Below are 18,083 nucleotides of genomic sequence, written 5' to 3'. Positions count from 1 at the left end.
ATATGCAACCTATTTTTGGAGGGAAAAGTATATTATGAAAGCAACCTGGGAAAAAATAGAGAAGAACCTTGGAGTTCTTGAAGTCGAAGTAGAAGCAGAACGCGTAGCTGCAGCACTCGACAAAGCTTTTAATAAAGTAGTTAAGAAAGCAACTGTACCTGGATTCCGTAAAGGTAAAGTGCCACGGCCGATTTTTGAATCCCGCTTTGGTGTAGAAAGCCTGTACCAGGATGCAATCGACATTCTTCTTCCTGAAGTATACAGCGAAGCCGTTGAACAAACTGACATCTTCCCTGTTGACCGTCCTGAAGTAGACATCGAGCAATTCGGCAAAGGCCAATCCTTCATTTTCAAAGCGAAGATCACAGTGAAGCCTGAAGTGAAACTGGGCCAGTACAAAGGTCTGGAAGTTCCGGCTCAAAAGTCCGAAGTTACTGAAGACGAGCTGAACGCTGAACTGAAACGCCTGCAAGAGCGTCACGCTGAGCTTGTTGTCGTTGAAGAAGATGCAGCAGCTAACGGCGATATCGCTGTAATCGACTTCGAAGGTTCCGTTGACGGTGAACTGTTCGAAGGCGGTTCCGCTGAGCGTCACTCCCTGGAGCTGGGCAGCAACTCCTTCATCCCTGGCTTTGAAGAGCAGGTTGTAGGTATGGCTACTGGCGATTTCAAGGATGTTGAAGTGACATTCCCTGAGACTTACCATGCAGAGAACCTTGCCGGCAAAGCTGCAGTATTCAAAGTGAAGCTGCACGAAATCAAACGCAAACAGCTTCCTGAGCTGGATGATGAGTTCGCTAAGGATGTTAGTGAATTCGACACTCTGGAAGAATACAAAGCAGACCTGAAGGCACAGCTGGAGTCCCGCAAGCAGGATGAACTGAAAGGCGTTCGCGAAAATGCTGTAGTTGATGCAGCAGCAGCTAATGCTGAAGTTGAAATCCCTGAAGCAATGATCAACAGCGAAGTGGCTAACATGGTTCGTGATTTCGACAACCGTCTTCGTCAACAAGGCATGAACATGGACATGTTCCTCAGCTTCTCCGGCCAAACCCGTGAAGATCTTGAGGGCCAAATGAAGGGCGATGCTGAGAAGCGCGTCCGCAACAACCTGGTGCTTGAAGTGATTGCTAAGGAAGAGAACATTGAAGTATCCGAAGAGGAAGTTAACCAAGAGCTGGCTTCCATGGCTGAATCCTTCAAACGTTCCCCTGAAGAAATCCGCAGCATCCTGGCAGCTAACGGTTCCCTGAGCAGCCTGAACGAAGAAATCTCCCTGCGTAAGACGATCGACCTGCTGGTATCTAACAGCGTCGAAGTTGAAGCAGCTGAAGCACCTGCTGAAGAAGCAAGCGCTGAGTAATATTCGTTCGAATTAATTTAACCTAGAACGGCCAAGCAGTACGGCCTCCATACAGAGCAGATAAGGCACGTAATTTAAGTTACGTGCCTTATTTTTATCGGCGGCGCATATATAAAGGTACATAACCGGTGAGAAGTTGGCATTGTGCTCCGATTTGCGCTATAATGGCAGGCACATGAGCAATGCGTTTTTTATGAAGCTGTGAAAAATGACATCCCGCCATGAACGTGTTAAAATATTTCTGAAACGGCAAAACTAATCTGTATAGAGAAAAGAGGTTGGTGGCATGAGTCTGGTACCAATGGTTGTTGAATCAACGAACCGGGGAGAACGCTCATACGATATCTATTCCAGATTGCTCAAGGACCGTATCATTTTCCTGAGCAATGCGATTGACGATGATGTCGCCAATCTGATTATTGCCCAGTTACTGTTTCTGGCAGCTGACGACCCGGAGAAGGATATTCACCTATACATTAACTCGCCTGGTGGTTCTGTTACAGCCGGCATGGGTATATATGATACGATGCAATACATCAAACCCGATGTGTCAACGATTTGTGTAGGGATGGCGGCCAGTATGGGATCGCTGTTGCTTACAGCTGGGGCTCCCGGCAAAAGATACGCGCTGACGAACAGTGAAGTTATGATTCACCAACCGCTTGGCGGCGTTCAGGGGCAGGCATCCGATATCTGGATTCATACCGACTGGATTCTCAAAACTAGAGAAAAATTGAATCAAATATATGTGGATCGCACGGGTCAGCCCCTTGAAAAAATCGAACGGGATACAGACCGCGATAATTTCATGAGCGCGGAAGAAGCGAAGGAATACGGGCTTATTGACCAGGTACTCTCTTCACCGATCATATCTTAAAGGGGTGGTAAGATGTTTAAATTTAACGATGAAAAAGGACAGCTGAAATGTTCCTTTTGCGGTAAATCTCAGGAACAGGTCCGTAAGCTTGTAGCAGGACCTGGTGTTTATATATGCGACGAGTGCATCGAGCTGTGCACGGAGATCGTGGAGGAAGAGCTCGGCCATGAGGAAGAGCTGGATCTGAAGGATATTCCGAAACCGAAGGAAATCCGCGACATTCTTGACCAGTACGTAATCGGCCAGGAGCAGGCGAAGAAATCGCTCTCCGTTGCCGTATACAATCACTACAAGCGTGTGAACAGCCAGAGCAAGATCGAGGATGTTGAGCTGACGAAGAGTAATATCCTCCTGCTTGGACCGACAGGTTCCGGTAAGACGCTGCTGGCGCAGACTATGGCGAAGATCATTAACGTTCCTTTTGCCATTGCAGATGCAACTTCCCTTACAGAAGCCGGCTATGTCGGTGAAGATGTGGAGAACATTCTGCTGAAGCTGATTCAGGCTGCAGATTATGATGTTGAAAAGGCCGAACGCGGCATTATCTATATTGATGAGATTGATAAAGTGGCACGTAAATCCGAGAATCCGTCCATTACACGCGACGTTTCCGGTGAAGGTGTGCAGCAGGCACTGCTGAAGATCCTCGAGGGAACTGTAGCTTCCGTACCTCCGCAAGGCGGACGCAAGCATCCTCATCAGGAGTTCATCCAAATCGACACGACGAATATTCTGTTCATCGTGGGCGGTGCCTTTGACGGCCTGGAGCAAATGATCAAACGCCGTATCGGCAAAAAGGTGATCGGCTTCAACGCAGCTGTTGAAGGGCAAAAGGATCTGAAACCGGGCGAATACCTCTCCATGGTACTGCCTGAGGATCTGCTGAAGTTCGGTCTGATTCCAGAGTTCGTCGGCCGTCTGCCGGTCATCTCCACTTTGGAGCCGCTTGACGAGACTACACTCGTGCGGATTCTGTCCGAGCCGAAGAATGCATTGACCAAGCAGTATATCAAGCTGCTGGAAATGGACAATGTAGCGCTGAAGTTCGAGCCGCAGGCTCTCGAGGCAATTGCCAAGGAAGCCATCAAGCGCAACACGGGTGCCCGTGGCCTGCGTGCGATTATTGAGAGCATCATGCTCGACGTAATGTACGAAGTGCCGTCCCGCGATGACATTAAGGATTGTGTCATTACGGAGCAGGTTGTCCAGGAGAAGGCACTGCCTGAGCTGGGCATTAAGAAAGACAAGAAAAAAGAGGAGAGCGCCTAATACAGGCTGCTTTCCTTAACAATACAAGTCACAGTCTCCACCGCTCTCCCGCTCATCCGTCTACTGCTGGCGGAAGCGGGAGAAAGAGGTGGAGCTTTGATCGTTATGGGGGAGAAAACCATGTTCTTGAGACACCAGACCCGTCCCGTTAACGTCGGCGGGGTCATTATCGGGGGAAACAACGAGGTCGCTATTCAAAGCATGTGTACGACCAAAACAGCTGACGTGGAAGCAACAGTTGCGGAAATTCTGCGGCTGGAGGAAGCGGGCTGCCAGATCGTCCGTGTTACGGTCAACAATGAAGAAGCCGCTGCGGCGATCAAGGAGATCAAGAAACGGATTCATATCCCGCTTGTAGCGGATATTCATTTTAACTACAAACTGGCGCTGATGGCGATTGAGAACGGCATCGACAAGGTGCGGATCAATCCAGGTAATATCGGCCGCCGTGATAAGGTAGAAGCCGTGGTTAAGGCCTGTAAGGAGAAAGGGATTCCCATCCGTATCGGCGTGAACGCCGGTTCGTTGGAGAACCATCTCCTGGAGAAATATGGCTACCCTACTGCTGAAGCTATGGTTGAGAGTGCCCTGTACCATATCGGGATTCTCGAGGAGCTGGATTTCCACGATATTATCGTATCCCTGAAAGCTTCCGATGTGCCGATGGCGATCGAAGCTTACCGCAAAGCTGCAGAGGTCATTCCTTATCCGCTGCATCTTGGCATTACAGAATCCGGTACGCTGTTCGCCGGTACGGTGAAGAGCTCCGCCGGTATCGGTGCGCTGCTCTCCATGGGCATTGGCAGCACTGTGCGGATCTCGCTGAGCGCTGATCCTGTAGAAGAAGTAAAGGTAGCCCGTGAGCTGCTGAAAACCTTCGGTCTGATTTCGAATGCAGCCACACTGATTTCCTGCCCGACCTGCGGACGTCTGGACATTGACCTCTTCTCGATCGCTAACGAAGTGGAAGAGTACATTTCCAAGCTTAAGGTGCCTATTAAGGTATCTGTGCTTGGCTGTGCCGTCAACGGTCCCGGAGAAGCCCGCGAAGCGGATATCGGCATCGCCGGTGCCCGCGGAGAAGGCCTGCTGTTCCGCTACGGCCAGATGATCCGCAAAGTACCTGAGGCCGAGCTTGTGTCTGAGCTGAAGAAGGAGATTGACGCCATTGTGGTCGCCTATGAGGCTACAGGTGAAATCCCCGGCCGCAAACATGCGAATCTTGCTCCTGCCGTGCAGGTGGGAAGCACGGAAGCTTAACCGAACTTATTGTATGTTAACGAAGTGACGGAGAACGTCCCTTTTGCCCCGGTGGTCCGGTGGTGAAACGGGGCGTTTTTCTTTTATACAGACTGCAGGAATTTATAAAGAAAGTATGAACTTTGCGAAGAAGCGGAGCTTCCCCGCTACAATACAATCATGGGAGGATGAGACAGCGATGAAGGAGAGTGTAAACATATTGCTGGTGGAGGATGACCCGGAGATTGCCCGTATTCTAAGAGACCATTTACGGCGTGAGGGTTACGGGGTCACCTGGGCTTCAAGTGGCCTGGAGAGCTGGGAAGATTTCAAGCAGGGGAGCTATCAGATGGTTCTGCTGGATCTCATGCTGCCGGAGATGGATGGCTTTACGGTCTGCAGGAATATCAGGCTGGTCAGCGACGTTCCGCTGCTAATGATGAGTGCGCGGATCGAAGAGGAGAGCAAGGTTAGAGGCCTGGGCCTGGGGGCGGACGATTATATCACCAAACCCTTCAGCCTGGCTGAGCTCACAGCCCGTATCGAATCCCATCTGAACCGGTACCGCAGATACCAGGGCATTCAGCCGGAAGCCTCAACAGAGCGGTATAACGATGGACTATCAATTGATCACATGAACCAGCAGGCGCAGCTTCAGGGTGAAGCGCTTGATTTAACCGCGAAGGAATGGGCACTGCTGACACTGCTGGCCGCTCATCCCGGCCGGGCCTTTACCAAGGCGGAGCTGTATGAGCATGTATGGAACCAGCCGGCAGGCGGAAGCATGGGGACAGTGACCGTACATGTCAAAAGCCTGCGCGCCAAGCTCGGGGACGAGCCGCATGCTCCGCGCTGGATTCAGACGGTATGGGGCAGCGGCTACCGGTTCACGGGAGAGCGGAGACCATGAAGCTGAAGTACTGGTTAATGCTCGCTTTTCTCATTGTCATGCTGCTGCCGGTCGTGGCGGGTCTCTCACTCTTCTCCCTGTATAGCTATTATAACGACCAGCGCAGCTTAACCGAGTATGTGAAGCTATCCGGAGAGATGGCACCCATTGAGCAGGCTTTATCCGATCCGGATCTGTACCGCCTGCAGCCGTCAGATGCCTATACGGAACTCTCTGCGCTTGCGGGCGATCAGGTCAGCTTCGAGCTGTATTTGCCCACAGGCATCAAAGTGTATTCATCCGGCGGAGGGGCATGGTCTGCAGGGCTGTACACCGTTAGCGGGCCGGAATTATACCGTGACCTCTATGATTTGCAGATCCGCCACCGCACCTTCTCGCTCAAAAAACCTGTCTGGCAAAAGGGTGAGCTGATCGGCATTTACGAAATCGTTATGCTGCGCGGGGAGTGGCTGGAAGGCATCTCCTTGCGGACATCCTGGGTCATCGGCAGTGCTGCCGCTTTTTTCATCCTGCTGTACGGTACGGTGATCTCGCTGCTGTCCAGAAAGCTTTTCCGGCCGATGAAGCAGCTGATGCAGCGGATGGATGACTTTGCGAAGGGCAAACCGGCCGAGGTGGAGGTACCGGTCCGTCATGACGAAATGGGCAGGCTGATTGGGCAGTTTGACAATATGCAGAAAAAAATTACCCGGACTCAAGTTCAGGTAGAACGGGAGCAGCAGGAAAAAGAGCTTATGGTTGTTTCGCTATCCCATGATCTGAAAACACCGTTAATGTCGATCAGCGCCTATGCCGAGGCTCTCAGCAGTGACTCCCGGCTGGATGCCGCGGAGAGGGAGGAATACCGGAAGGTGCTGTCCGGAAAAGTAGAGCAGATGAAGCAGATGATCGGTGAGCTGGAGATGTATACGGCGCTGGGTTCCGGTGGCCTGGAGCTGGAACTGCTTGAGGTGGAAGGGGAAGAATTCTTCGATATGCTGCTCGGGAGCTATGTGGGACTTCCAGAGCAGAAGCAGATTGCAGTCAAGTCAGTGGTCCGTACGGATCATATGTACAAGGTTCATCCCGAGCAGCTGACGCGCCTGACCGACAACCTGATCGGCAATGCCGTCCGCTATACCCGGGCTGGTGGTGTGATGGGGCTTGCGGTGATCGCTTCAGATCAGGAATTGCCGGAGTGGATTCATCTATTATGGGGGCCGGAGCTGAACGATTACCGGGCCGGGGGAACGTTGATCCTGGTGCAGAACGAAGGGCCGGCGATCCCTGCGGGGCAGCTTGAGCGCATTTTTGAGCCGTATGTCCAGCTGCAGAATCACGGAGATCAAAGTTATGCCGGCAGCTACGGGCTGGGACTGAGCATTGCAAAACGGATTGCTGTCAGGCACGGAGGGGACCTCCGGATGTGGTCTTTAGAGGGATATGGAACATTGGCAGCCTGCCGGTTGCCGGAGACTTAAAGAGACGGACATGAATCAGGAGAGGATGAGAGTAACGATGAAAAATATAGGGATGACACTCGGTACGTTGGTGCTTGCCGGATCGCTGCTTGGAGGTTGTGCGAACGGTGAGGTGCTGGGCTTGTCCGGTGACGAGATGATCGATAAGGTGGTTGCGGCCGAGGCGGAGCCCGTGTCCTATTTTGCTGAAGGTGAGATGAAGATATGGACTGATGAGAAGCTGACGAACACGCTGACTATAAAAGAATGGGTGGACGGCTCAACCGGGCGGAAACGTACTGAAACAGCGGAGAACGGAAATGTAAGCTATGCGCTTAATGACGGGACACAGATCCTGGTCTATGAGCAAGCGACGGAAACCGCGTATTCGATGGATGTAACTGCATTGGGTGAACAGGCGGGGCAGACCCAGAAGCAGGCGCTGGTCGATCAGCTGGAACAGCTGCGGGACTCACATGATGTAGAGATGGTTGGGGAAGCGGAGCTGAACGGCCAGGATACTTTTCACATTAAACTTACACCCAAGGAAGACGGCACATTATCCCTCTCATCCGAGTACTGGGTAGATCCCGCAACCTGGATGGTAGTCAAGGTGATCAGCTCCTATGGGGACGGAAAATCAGAGCTTATCTATGATCCGGTACAGTATAATCCTGAATTTGCGGCAGATACGTTCACACTTGATATTCCCGAGGGCGTGGAGGTGCAGGACATGAGTGAACTTACGCAGACCTCGGAAGTGACTTTGGAGGAGGCGGAAGACGCGCTGGGGCAGCCTTTTTTGCAGGATGCGGGCGGAGAGCTTAAGCTGTCGCGGATTGAGCTGTATACCTCGCAGGGAGAACTCGGCAGAAATGAAGTGACCTTGTATTATGTGCAGGGCGATAAGGTTGAGGTCAGCCTGTCCATCTTCCAAAAGCCCGAGGGGAACATAGATGATATGCTGCTGCCGGATGAGTCGGCCACCCAGGTTCGCGGTGCTAAAGCTTCTTTTATGAAAAGCATCCGGAACCTTTCCTGGGATGAGGAAGGCTTGCGCTATTCTGCTATGGGGGGGAATGAGGCTTGGACTCAGGAAAAGCTCCAGGCATGGGCGGAGGAACTGAAGTTATCCAATAAATAAACCGGTTGTCAGGCATCCTGTAGTCCCGTTTCACTCCCCTGTCCTGCTAAACTTTCATAATTACAGGCGAAACAGCGTTTATGAATGTTTGAAAAGGCTATACTACCTAGTAGCAGCCAAGAGCGAAGGACAGGTAGACTGAATGAAACGGGAGGATGACCTATGGAATTAAGTATATTGCTGATGATCGTGCAGCTCTTTTTCGCGCTGGTTATCGGCGTTTATTTTTGGAATCTGCTGCGGGGACAGAAGACCAATAAGACGGCGGTAGACCGGGAATCACGCAAGGAGCTGGACAAGCTGCGCAAAATGCGAATGATCTCCCTCACCAAGCCGCTCTCGGAAAAGACACGTCCTGCATCGATCGGAGACATTGTCGGGCAAAAAGACGGGCTGCGCGCTCTCAAGGCGGCGCTGTGCAGCGCCAATCCTCAGCATGTGATCATTTACGGGCCGCCGGGCGTCGGCAAGACTGCAGCAGCGCGCGTCGTCATGGAGGAAGCGAAGCGGAACCCGCTGTCCCCTTTTAAAAATGACTCCAAATTTACGGAGATTGATGCGACTACGGCACGTTTTGACGAACGGGGCATTGCCGATCCGCTGATCGGCTCCGTACATGACCCGATCTATCAGGGCGCAGGTGCTATGGGCATTGCCGGCGTGCCGCAGCCGAAGCCGGGTGCGGTGACCAAGGCGCATGGGGGCATTCTGTTTCTGGATGAGATCGGGGAGCTGCATCCGATTCAGATGAACAAGCTGCTCAAGGTGCTGGAGGACCGCAAAGTGCTGTTGGAGAGCGCCTATTACAACTCCGAGGACAGCAATACGCCTGCGTATATTCATGATATTTTTCAAAACGGCCTGCCGGCCGATTTCCGGCTGGTCGGAGCGACCACCCGGTCGCCGGATGAAATTTCGCCTGCGCTGCGTTCGCGATGCATGGAGATTTATTTCCGTCCGCTGCTGCCGGATGAGGTGGCCGTGATCGCGCGTGATGCGGTCCAGAAGATTGGCCTAAGGCCTAGCCCGGACGCAGTAGCTGTAGTGCAGCAGTATGCCACCAACGGCCGGGAAGCGGTGAACATGATCCAGCTGGCGGCGGGGCTTGCACTAACGGAACAGCGTGATACCTTAAACGCCGCAGATGTGGAATGGGTAGCGGGCAGCAGCCAGCTGCCGCTGCGTACAGAACGCAAAGTTCCGACAGCGCCGCAGATCGGACTCGTCAACGGCCTCGCCGTCTATGGTCCGGGAATGGGCACCCTGCTTGAGATTGAGGTCTCCGCTGCACCTGCACTGAGCGGGCAGGGACGACTCAACATCACCGGTGTAGTTGATGAGGAAGAGATCGGCGGGGGCTCGCGGACGATCCGCCGCAAGAGTATGGCCAAGGGGTCGGTGGAGAATGTATTGACCGTTCTGCGCATGATGAACCTTGAGCCTGACCGCTATGACCTGCATGTGAACTTCCCCGGCGGAACGCCGATTGACGGGCCTTCTGCAGGAGTCGCAATGGCTGTAGCCATTGTCTCCGCGATCCGCCGGCTGCCGGTGGATAACACCGTAGCAATTACCGGGGAGATCGGCATCCATGGCCGGGTCAAACCGGTCGGCGGCGTCATTGCCAAGGTGGAAGCAGCTTTTCAGGCGGGGGCAACCACGGTGCTGATTCCAAAGGAAAACTGGCAGTCGTTATTTGCAGATCTGGGCGAGCTGAGAGTCATTCCCGTGGAGTCCGTAGAGGAAGTGTTCCGCCACCTGTTCGGTTCGGACACGGCCGATGTAAGGCTGCCGGCCGTATCCGGCGAGACGTTCTCCGCAGGGCCTTCGCTGTTCAAAGCGGATGCTTCGGGCGAGAGTGCGCAGGGTTAGTACGCAAACGTTGGGTTCATGTTAAGATGGTCATCCGGCAGCAATCGGCGGGTGGTCATCTTTTTTTACTTAGACCGTTTTTTAATAAAATGATATAATAATGAAATCAGTGTGTAGAGATATCGGTCAGGGTTACCGGCCGAAAATATATGTCTCAATGATACGTCTGCCATCTGAAATCTAATTTTTGGAGATGACAGCTATGCATGGAGACGCAAGATTGCCCAGAAACGCCAAGGAAGGACTTTTATTTTTACTGATCATTTCGATGATCTCAGCAAACACCATTGCCCCTGTTATTGTAGGGTTGGAGCGCGGCTTCAGCAAGGAAGTGTACTTGGATACACTGAAGATTATTCCGGTCATGTGGGTAATCGTTGTTTTGCTGGTGAAGTTAGTGGCAGGTCCGCTTGCAGGAATGTTAATGCCGAAATTCGCGGGACAGACCGACGGATTTAATGCCCGAATTTTATTAAATACCCTGCTGAATGTTACAGTGATATCTATGTTAATGTCCATTATCGGCACTTGGGTGGGGACCCGGGAAGTAAGCCTCGCGCCTCTCAGGAACTATCTTCACATCTGGCCAAGAAACTTTGGTATAGCCTTTTGGATTGAACTTTTGGTTGCGCAGCCGGTTGCGAGATTCGTAATGAGAACATTACATGCAAGGCAGGCCCGTGCAACGGACAATATAAGTGCATAAGCACGCCGCAGAGAACGTCCTTTCAGGGCGTTCTTTTTTATTGCAGCGGGACCAGTATTTATCTGCTTAATACCCGGAACTTATGGTTAATTACTAATACTGAATAGCTAAGGGTAAAGGAGGATTTTTCATGTTACGGGAACTTAGACGGAAGTGGAACGACTTTCTTGCCGGGTATTACGAAACCCTTCATGCAGACTGCCTCATTCCTGAGAAACGGATGGAGCTCCAATTGAAAGCCCGCGAGTATTCATATAGATCGTATAGATTAAGCCGGACGCCGTGAGGCGTCTTTTTTGTTTTCAAAATCGGATGGATTACCGTGATTAATTAAAATGCTATAATGTCATATCATACTGTAATGTATAAATGAACACGGATAGAAAGCGGGATTTAAATGAAAGTTGTCTTGGTATTGATATGGGGATTTATCTTGTTTGTATTTACTTGTGCTGGTGACTCTGGCTTTTGGTCAGCAGGAGATCTTCCTTACTTTCATTGGAAGGGGACGCCAGACTTTCACAAAATGCTGTTAACGGATCTAAAATTAACACCAGGTTATATCATCCGGAAAATTGGCCATTTTTCCGGTTTTGCAATACTTGCAGGGTTGATTCTGCATATGAGTAAGAAAGTGAGCGTGAGTTTGGTTCTATCTGTGGGATATGCTATTTTTACGGAGGTATTGCAGTTGTATTTCGGACGCGACGGAAGACTGTATGACGTAGGAATCGACAGTGCCGGAGTGTTGTTTGGTTTACTTTTGGCAATCGGTATTAGAAAGATCGGTTCTGCCTGATCCATGTAGTCAAGCATACTCCCCCCGCAACAAGCAAATACTACAAACTGCACAGAATTTGCTGTTACAGAACCGGTCCGGTTTGTTATGATTAAGTGCTGCCCTGTTGGTGTTTTGATGCCGCTTTTGTTAGAATGGATGCATATGACATAACTTGAGAGCCATGGGAGGTGCGAAAGCGATGATACAAAGCAAAGCCAAAGGTCGTCGTTTTCCTTTATTGCCGCTTAGAGGTCTTCTTGTATACCCTAGCATGGTTCTTCATCTGGATGTAGGGCGTGAGAAGTCTGTTCGGGCGCTGGAAAAAGCTATGGTTGAAGATAACCTGATTCTCCTCTGCTCCCAGTCGGAAGTGAATATTGAGGAGCCGGGACAAGAGGATATTTTTCGGGTCGGGACCGTTGCTAACGTGCGGCAAATGCTGAAGCTGCCAAACGGAACCATCCGCGTGCTGGTGGAAGGCGTGGAGCGGGCCGAGATTATTCATTATATGGATAACGAGGAATACTATGAAGTCATGGCGCGCGAGCTGCCGGAGCAGGAGGATGTCGATCAGGAGAGCGACGCTCTGATGCGTACGGTGCTGAGCCAATTCGAGCACTATATCACTTTGTCCAAAAAAGTGACGCCCGAAACACTCGCCGCTGTCTCCGATATTGAAGAACCCGGCCGCCTGGCCGATGTAATTACAAGCCATTTGTCGCTGAAGATCAAGGACAAACAGGAGATTCTCGAAACCATCGATGTCAGCAAACGTCTGGAGAAGCTGCTGGATATCCTCAACAATGAGCGTGAGGTGCTGGAGCTGGAACGCAAGATCAACCAGCGGGTCAAGAAGCAGATGGAGAAGACCCAGAAGGAATATTACCTGCGTGAGCAGATGAAAGCCATTCAGAAGGAGCTCGGGGAGAAAGAAGGCCGGGCCGGCGAAGCCGATGAGCTGCGCAGCCAGATGCAGGAGAAGAATCTGCCGGAGCGCGTGCAGGAGAAGATTGAGAAGGAAATTGACCGTCTCGAGAAAATGCCGGCAAGCTCGGCAGAAGGCGGTGTAATCCGCAACTATGTGGACTGGCTGCTAGGTTTGCCGTGGAGTGAGTCTACAGAGGATGATCTGGATCTCAAGAAGGCGGAAGAGATACTCGATTCCGACCACTACGGTCTGGATAAGCCGAAGGAACGTGTGCTTGAATACCTGGCTGTCCAGAAGCTTGTGAAGCAATTGAAGGGCCCGATTCTGTGTCTGGTAGGTCCTCCGGGTGTCGGCAAAACATCACTTGCCCGTTCGATCGCCCGTTCCCTGAACCGCAAATTCGTCCGTATTTCGCTTGGCGGCGTGCGGGATGAAGCGGAGATCCGCGGTCACCGCCGTACGTATGTCGGGGCAATGCCGGGACGGATTATTCAGGGGATGAAGACGTCGGGAAGCCTCAATCCGGTGTTCCTGCTGGATGAGATCGACAAGATGGCGGCGGATTTCCGCGGCGACCCATCAGCGGCGCTGCTTGAAGTGCTGGATCCGGAACAAAATAATACGTTCAGCGATCACTATGTAGAGCTGCCGTTCGATTTATCGAACGTTATGTTCGTCACCACTGCCAATGCCGTGCACAACATTCCGCGTCCGCTGCTGGACCGGATGGAAATGCTCTATATTCCCGGTTATACGGAGCTGGAGAAGCTGCAGATTGCCAGCCGTTATCTTTTGCCGAAGCAGCGGAAGAATCATGGCCTGGAGGACGGACAGCTGACGATCGGAGGTGACAGCCTGCTGAAGATTGTCCGCGAATATACCCGGGAATCCGGGGTGCGGAATCTGGAGCAGCAGATTGCTGCGCTATGCCGCAAAGCTGCCAAAAAAATCGTCTCCGGAGACAGCGAACAGGTAACCATTCTTCCGGAAGAGATCAAGGATTATCTGGGTGCAGCCAAATTCCGCTATGGGATGGCAGAGCTTGAGGATCAGATCGGTACAGTTACAGGCCTTGCCTGGACTGAAGTCGGCGGCGATACGCTGCTGATCGAAGTAACTGTGGTTCCAGGAACAGGCAAGCTGACGCTGACCGGACAATTGGGCGATGTCATGAAGGAATCGGCGCAGGCCGCCTTCAGTTACACCCGGTCTAAAGCGGTGGAGCTCGGCCTGGCAACGGATTTTCATGAGAAGAACGATATCCACATTCATATTCCCGAAGGTGCGATACCGAAGGATGGCCCGTCCGCTGGGATTACGATTGCTACGGCGCTGATCTCCGCTCTTACCAAGCGTTATGTCTCCAAGGATGTAGCGATGACAGGCGAAATTACGCTGCGCGGACGCGTTCTGCCGATAGGCGGACTGAAGGAGAAATCCCTTGCTGCCCACCGTGCCGGATACAAAAAAATCCTTCTGCCGAAGGATAACGAACGCGACCTCAAGGATATTCCGGAGAGTGTGCGTAATGATGTCGAGTTTGTCCCGGTATCCCACATGGATCAGGTGCTGCAGCATGCGCTGGTGGAGCACCGTTCAGAACCGGAATCAGTAGTCAGCAGCAATGAAGCGCAGAGTAGTGTGCATTAGACATTCATGCCGCTTTTGAAGCGGCATTTCAAATGATGCAATTTCGCAGAAGACCCTCAATTCGGCTTTGCCGAATTCGAGGCTTCCATAACAATGTCCTCAGTCGGGACATCGTTATTTCAGGTTAGAAAGGAAGTCTTATGAAAGTTAATCATGCAGAATTTATTATCAGTGCCGTGGGCCCTGATCAATACCCGACGGATGCCTTGCCGGAGATCGCTCTGGCAGGGCGCTCCAATGTGGGGAAGTCATCTCTAATTAACCGGATGATCAACCGCAAGAATTTGGCCCGAACCAGCTCTACTCCCGGCAAGACCCAGCATATGAACTATTACCGTGTGAATCAGGATATGTATTTTGTCGATTTTCCGGGTTACGGATATGCGAAGGTATCCAAGACCCAGCGTGCTTCGTGGGGTAAAATGGTTGAGAAATACATGGAGGAAAGAGACACGCTGAAGCTGATTCTGCTCGTCGTGGATCTGCGGCATCCGCCAACCGCCAACGACAAAATGATGTTCGACTGGCTGAAGCATTATGATCTGCCGCTTTGTGTGGTTGCCACCAAGGCGGACAAAATTCCGAAGACCCGCTGGCCGAAGCATATCAAGATTATGAAGCAGGAGCTCGGTGTGCTGCCGGGTGATAACTTCATACCCTTCTCCTCGGAAATCGGTCTTGGCAAGGACGAGCTGTGGGCGCTGATTGAGAGCTACAGCTGGAATGCTGAAGAAGAGACAGTGCCGGATAGCCCGGATGAGACAAATGAACCAGAACATCAGAGTGATGAATCTCTCTAAAATCAAGCGGGAATTCATCGAGCTAGCAATCATTTCCAAGGGAAATGATTGTTTTTTTTGTGAATTCTCTTCAATTTTAATAGAAAAGGACCGATATAAAGGATATGATAGATATTCACAGCCACATTTTGCCTTTTATGGATGATGGAGCTGCCGACTGGGAAGCGGCCCTCACCATGGCACAGGATGCCGTACAAGATGGCATTTCCACCGTTGTTGCCACACCACATCATGCTAATGGAGTATATATGAATCCCGCTCCAAATATAGGAGAAGCAGTGCGGCTGCTGAATGAGAGAATTCAGGAGTCAGGAATTCCGCTGCTTGTGCTTCCCGGCCAGGAGATTCGCATGTACGGGGATCTGCTGGATGATTTGGAGCAGAGTCAATTGCTGACGCTTGCGGGTTCGAGATATATCCTGCTGGAAATGCCTTCGTCACTCGTGCCGCGCACAATGGAGGAGACCTGCCACGAGCTGGTAATCCAGGGCTTCGTTCCGGTCATCGCCCACCCGGAACGCAATGCTGAGGTTGCCGCGAGTCCTGCCAGATTAGAACGATTAATCGAGCTGGGTGCTGTTGGACAGGTAACCGCCCAGAGTCTGGCCGGAACCTTCGGAAGCAAGCTGCAGAAGCTGTCCCTTGAACTATGCCGCAGAAATGCTGTCCATGTGATCGCATCCGATGCGCATGACAGCCGCCACCGTCCTTTCGGACTAAGCGAAGCTTTCAAGGTTCTGGAGGAAGAGCTGGGGACTGTGGTAAGCGGAATCTTCCGCCAGAATTCGCAGAGCATTATCGCAAATGAGGAGCTAATCCGAGTGATTTATACCAAAACCAACAAGAAACTTCATAGAATGTTCGGATTTTTTTCGCGTAAGTCATGAACGCAGCAAATTAATAGTGGTAGAATGAGTTTTATTGGTTTTAAAGTTACTTATTGCCAAACCAGGCGTAGGTAGGGCGGAAAGAGAGTTGTTATAACAGCGGTAATAGTACTAAATACATACCAAGAGGTGGATGAAAAGTGAATTTGAAGAAGAAATTAGCAGTGTCAACTTTGGCTGTAAGCATGGCTGCAGCATCCGTTGCAGGATTTCCGTTCAGCAGCGAAGGACTTACGAAGCATTTGAGTGGTGTTGCATCCGCAGCAACCAGCACTGATATTTTTAATATCGTTAAGACTCGTGCTACTGTGCTCTACAGCTCTTTGACTCCTGAAGAAAAAACAATTCTTCGCGATTTCCGTACTGAGCTGCAGGCTGTGACTGAAGCACAACTGAAAGCAGCTTTTGCACCAGTAGTGAACAAGCTCACTTTCTTGAACGATACCGATAAGACACTGTTTGTTGAACTTTATAATGAACTTGTTAATTCTTATTTTACACCTGACTATTCAGCAGTAACTGATATTCAGCAATCACCGAACTATCCGCAATACAAAGAGCTGTTGAAGAAAGTTGCAGTCAACGTAGGTCTGCCAAGCCTTACAGTTGACGATGTATACAATGCACTCTTTGGCCCAACAGGTGTAGAACAAACTCTGATTCCGATTCTCAAAGGTAAAGGCGAGACTGTGATTGCATCTGCGCTGCTTGATCCGGACAGTGAACTGTTCAAACAAGTGGAAACAGCGGTTCGGGGAGTCAAAGTTGGTACTTCCACCGTTAATGATGTCGTTTACGGTCTTAATGATTTCGGAGTTACCAAAGCAGATCTTAACGCAGTGAAGACCAATCTGGAGCAGACTGTATCTCCTGCCAAAGCAAAAGCAGCGGCTTTAGTTCTGGCTCATGCTTATTACAATGCTTACCTGCAAGCGGACCCGATTGTTAATCCTGAGAACCCTGGATCGGGTGGCAATAATGGTGGCGGTACTGGTACGGTCACTCCTCCGGTTACCAACCCTACTGCAACCCCAGGCAGCTATGATGTATCCAAGCTGGTAACTGTAGTAGGTAACAAAGCAACATTGAATCTGGTGGAAGCTGATGTACTGAAAGCATTTGATGCTCTGGTAGCAGCAAGCGCGGATAAGACTAATCTCACGCTTACACTGAACCTGGGTACTGTAACTGCTCCAACCGTTGAAGTTCCGCTGTCCAAAGCGATTATTGAAGCAGCCAAAGCTAAAGGTATCGCTAATGTAGCTGTTACAGTGAACGGATTGACAGTTACGATCCCAGTAGGCCAATTCGGTGAATCCGTTGCTCTGTCCATTACTACAGCTGCTGATACAGCCGTAACTTCAATCACAAGCCTGAAGCTCGCTTCCAGCGTATATGATTTCGGTCTGACTGTTGGCGGTGTGGCTACAACTACCTTCAAGCAGCCGCTGACGATCAAGCTTCCGCTTAAAGGCACAGAAGGTCTTGATAAAGAACTGCTGTCTGTAGCGAAGATCGTATACGATGAGCTGCAATTCCAAGGTGGTGTGGTTGACGGGGATTACATCGTTGAGCCGCGCGACACATTCTCTTCATATGCAACCGTTGAGAACAAGGTATCCTTCAACGATATCTCGAACGTACAAGCTTGGGCTGGCAGACAGATTCAAGTGGTAGCTGCCAAGGGTGCCATTGAAGGGATCGGCAACGGCAAGTTTGCGCCTAAGAGCAATGTTACCCGTGCTGAATTCGCCAAAATGCTGATCCGTGCACTGAACCTGGAGAACAGCACTGCCACTGAGAACTTCAGCGATGTAAGCTCCACAGCATGGTATGCTCCGTATGTGGCTGTAGCAGCTGAGAAAGGTATCATCACTGGCCGTTCGGCTTCCCAGTTCGATCCGTCGGCAACCATTACACGTGCAGAGATGGCTACCATGATCTCCCGTGCATTCAAAGGAATTAACTCTGAAGCAACAACCAGTGCAACTGCGCTGAACCAATTCTCGGATGCGGCAAAGATTAGCGCTTCCCTGAAAGATGGTGTAGCTTTTGCAGCCAGCAACAATCTGGTCATCGGTAACGCAGGCAAATTCAACCCGAACGATACTGCTACCCGTGCTGAAGCAGCCGTAATTATCTATCGTACAATTAACTTCAAGTAAGTAAATAATGAAGCAAGTGGAGAGCCTCCTCTCGTCAGTGTGAGAGGGGGCAC

Annotated in this window: 14 protein-coding genes; all 14 read left to right on the top strand. The window is 51.1% G+C overall.

The features are described 5' to 3' along the window. Positions 1-34 precede the first annotated feature (34 nt). The 14 genes from tig (at position 35) to C2I18_RS06005 (ending at position 18,030) form a co-directional block, all read left to right on the top strand. Positions 35-1,363 carry a trigger factor gene (gene tig, locus C2I18_RS06070; protein ID WP_249900367.1) on the top strand — a complete coding sequence of 443 codons (1,329 nt, stop codon included), beginning with the start codon at positions 35-37 and terminating at the stop codon, positions 1,361-1,363. A gap of 286 nt (positions 1,364-1,649) precedes the next feature. Then, the gene (gene clpP / locus C2I18_RS06065) at positions 1,650-2,240 is read left to right on the top strand and encodes an ATP-dependent Clp endopeptidase proteolytic subunit ClpP (protein ID WP_249900366.1); all 591 of its coding nucleotides are present in this window, start codon (positions 1,650-1,652) and stop codon (positions 2,238-2,240) included. A gap of 12 nt (positions 2,241-2,252) precedes the next feature. Continuing rightward, positions 2,253-3,509: an ATP-dependent protease ATP-binding subunit ClpX gene (gene clpX / locus C2I18_RS06060; RefSeq protein WP_249900365.1), complete on the top strand. Its 1,257-nt coding sequence runs from the start codon at positions 2,253-2,255 to the stop codon at positions 3,507-3,509. A 120-nt stretch (positions 3,510-3,629) separates the two neighbouring features. Beyond that, on the top strand, positions 3,630-4,769 hold the full coding sequence (gene ispG, locus C2I18_RS06055) for a flavodoxin-dependent (E)-4-hydroxy-3-methylbut-2-enyl-diphosphate synthase (RefSeq protein ID WP_249900364.1): 1,140 nt from the start codon (positions 3,630-3,632) through the stop codon (positions 4,767-4,769). Positions 4,770-4,947: 178 nt separating this feature from the next. Then, positions 4,948-5,658: a response regulator transcription factor gene (locus C2I18_RS06050; protein ID WP_249900363.1), complete on the top strand. Its 711-nt coding sequence runs from the start codon at positions 4,948-4,950 to the stop codon at positions 5,656-5,658. Further along, complete coding sequence (locus C2I18_RS06045; protein WP_249900362.1) at positions 5,655-7,118, top strand: sensor histidine kinase; 1,464 nt, start codon at positions 5,655-5,657, stop codon at positions 7,116-7,118. The genes C2I18_RS06050 and C2I18_RS06045 overlap by 4 nt, the downstream gene beginning before the upstream one ends. Further along, the gene (locus C2I18_RS06040) at positions 7,081-8,241 is read left to right on the top strand and encodes a LolA family protein (protein ID WP_249902326.1); all 1,161 of its coding nucleotides are present in this window, start codon (positions 7,081-7,083) and stop codon (positions 8,239-8,241) included. Before C2I18_RS06045 ends, C2I18_RS06040 begins: the two co-directional genes overlap by 38 nt. Before the next feature lie 162 nt (positions 8,242-8,403). Further along, a complete protein-coding gene (lonB, locus tag C2I18_RS06035) occupies positions 8,404-10,113 on the top strand; it encodes an ATP-dependent protease LonB (protein ID WP_249900361.1) in 1,710 nt (569 codons plus the stop codon). Between the two features lie 202 nt (positions 10,114-10,315). Beyond that, positions 10,316-10,819 carry a DUF2798 domain-containing protein gene (locus tag C2I18_RS06030; RefSeq protein ID WP_249900360.1) on the top strand — a complete coding sequence of 168 codons (504 nt, stop codon included), beginning with the start codon at positions 10,316-10,318 and terminating at the stop codon, positions 10,817-10,819. A 397-nt stretch (positions 10,820-11,216) separates the two neighbouring features. Continuing rightward, positions 11,217-11,618 carry a VanZ family protein gene (locus C2I18_RS06025; RefSeq protein ID WP_249900359.1) on the top strand — a complete coding sequence of 134 codons (402 nt, stop codon included), beginning with the start codon at positions 11,217-11,219 and terminating at the stop codon, positions 11,616-11,618. Between the two features lie 181 nt (positions 11,619-11,799). Continuing rightward, positions 11,800-14,178, top strand: coding sequence for an endopeptidase La (lon, locus tag C2I18_RS06020; protein ID WP_249900358.1), 2,379 nt, complete (start codon positions 11,800-11,802; stop codon positions 14,176-14,178). A 140-nt stretch (positions 14,179-14,318) separates the two neighbouring features. Continuing rightward, positions 14,319-14,978, top strand: coding sequence for a ribosome biogenesis GTP-binding protein YihA/YsxC (gene yihA / locus C2I18_RS06015; protein WP_249900357.1), 660 nt, complete (start codon positions 14,319-14,321; stop codon positions 14,976-14,978). 137 nt (positions 14,979-15,115) lie between these two features. Continuing rightward, entirely contained in the window at positions 15,116-15,865 is a 750-nt protein-coding gene (locus C2I18_RS06010) for a tyrosine-protein phosphatase (RefSeq protein WP_249900356.1), read from the top strand. 185 nt (positions 15,866-16,050) lie between these two features. Continuing rightward, on the top strand, positions 16,051-18,030 hold the full coding sequence (locus C2I18_RS06005) for an S-layer homology domain-containing protein (protein WP_249900355.1): 1,980 nt from the start codon (positions 16,051-16,053) through the stop codon (positions 18,028-18,030). The last annotated feature ends 53 nt before the right edge of the window (positions 18,031-18,083 follow it).

Source organism: Paenibacillus sp. PK3_47, assembly GCF_023520895.1.
GTDB lineage: Bacteria > Bacillota > Bacilli > Paenibacillales > Paenibacillaceae > Paenibacillus_AQ.
This window is presented reverse-complemented; position numbering and strand designations above follow the sequence as displayed.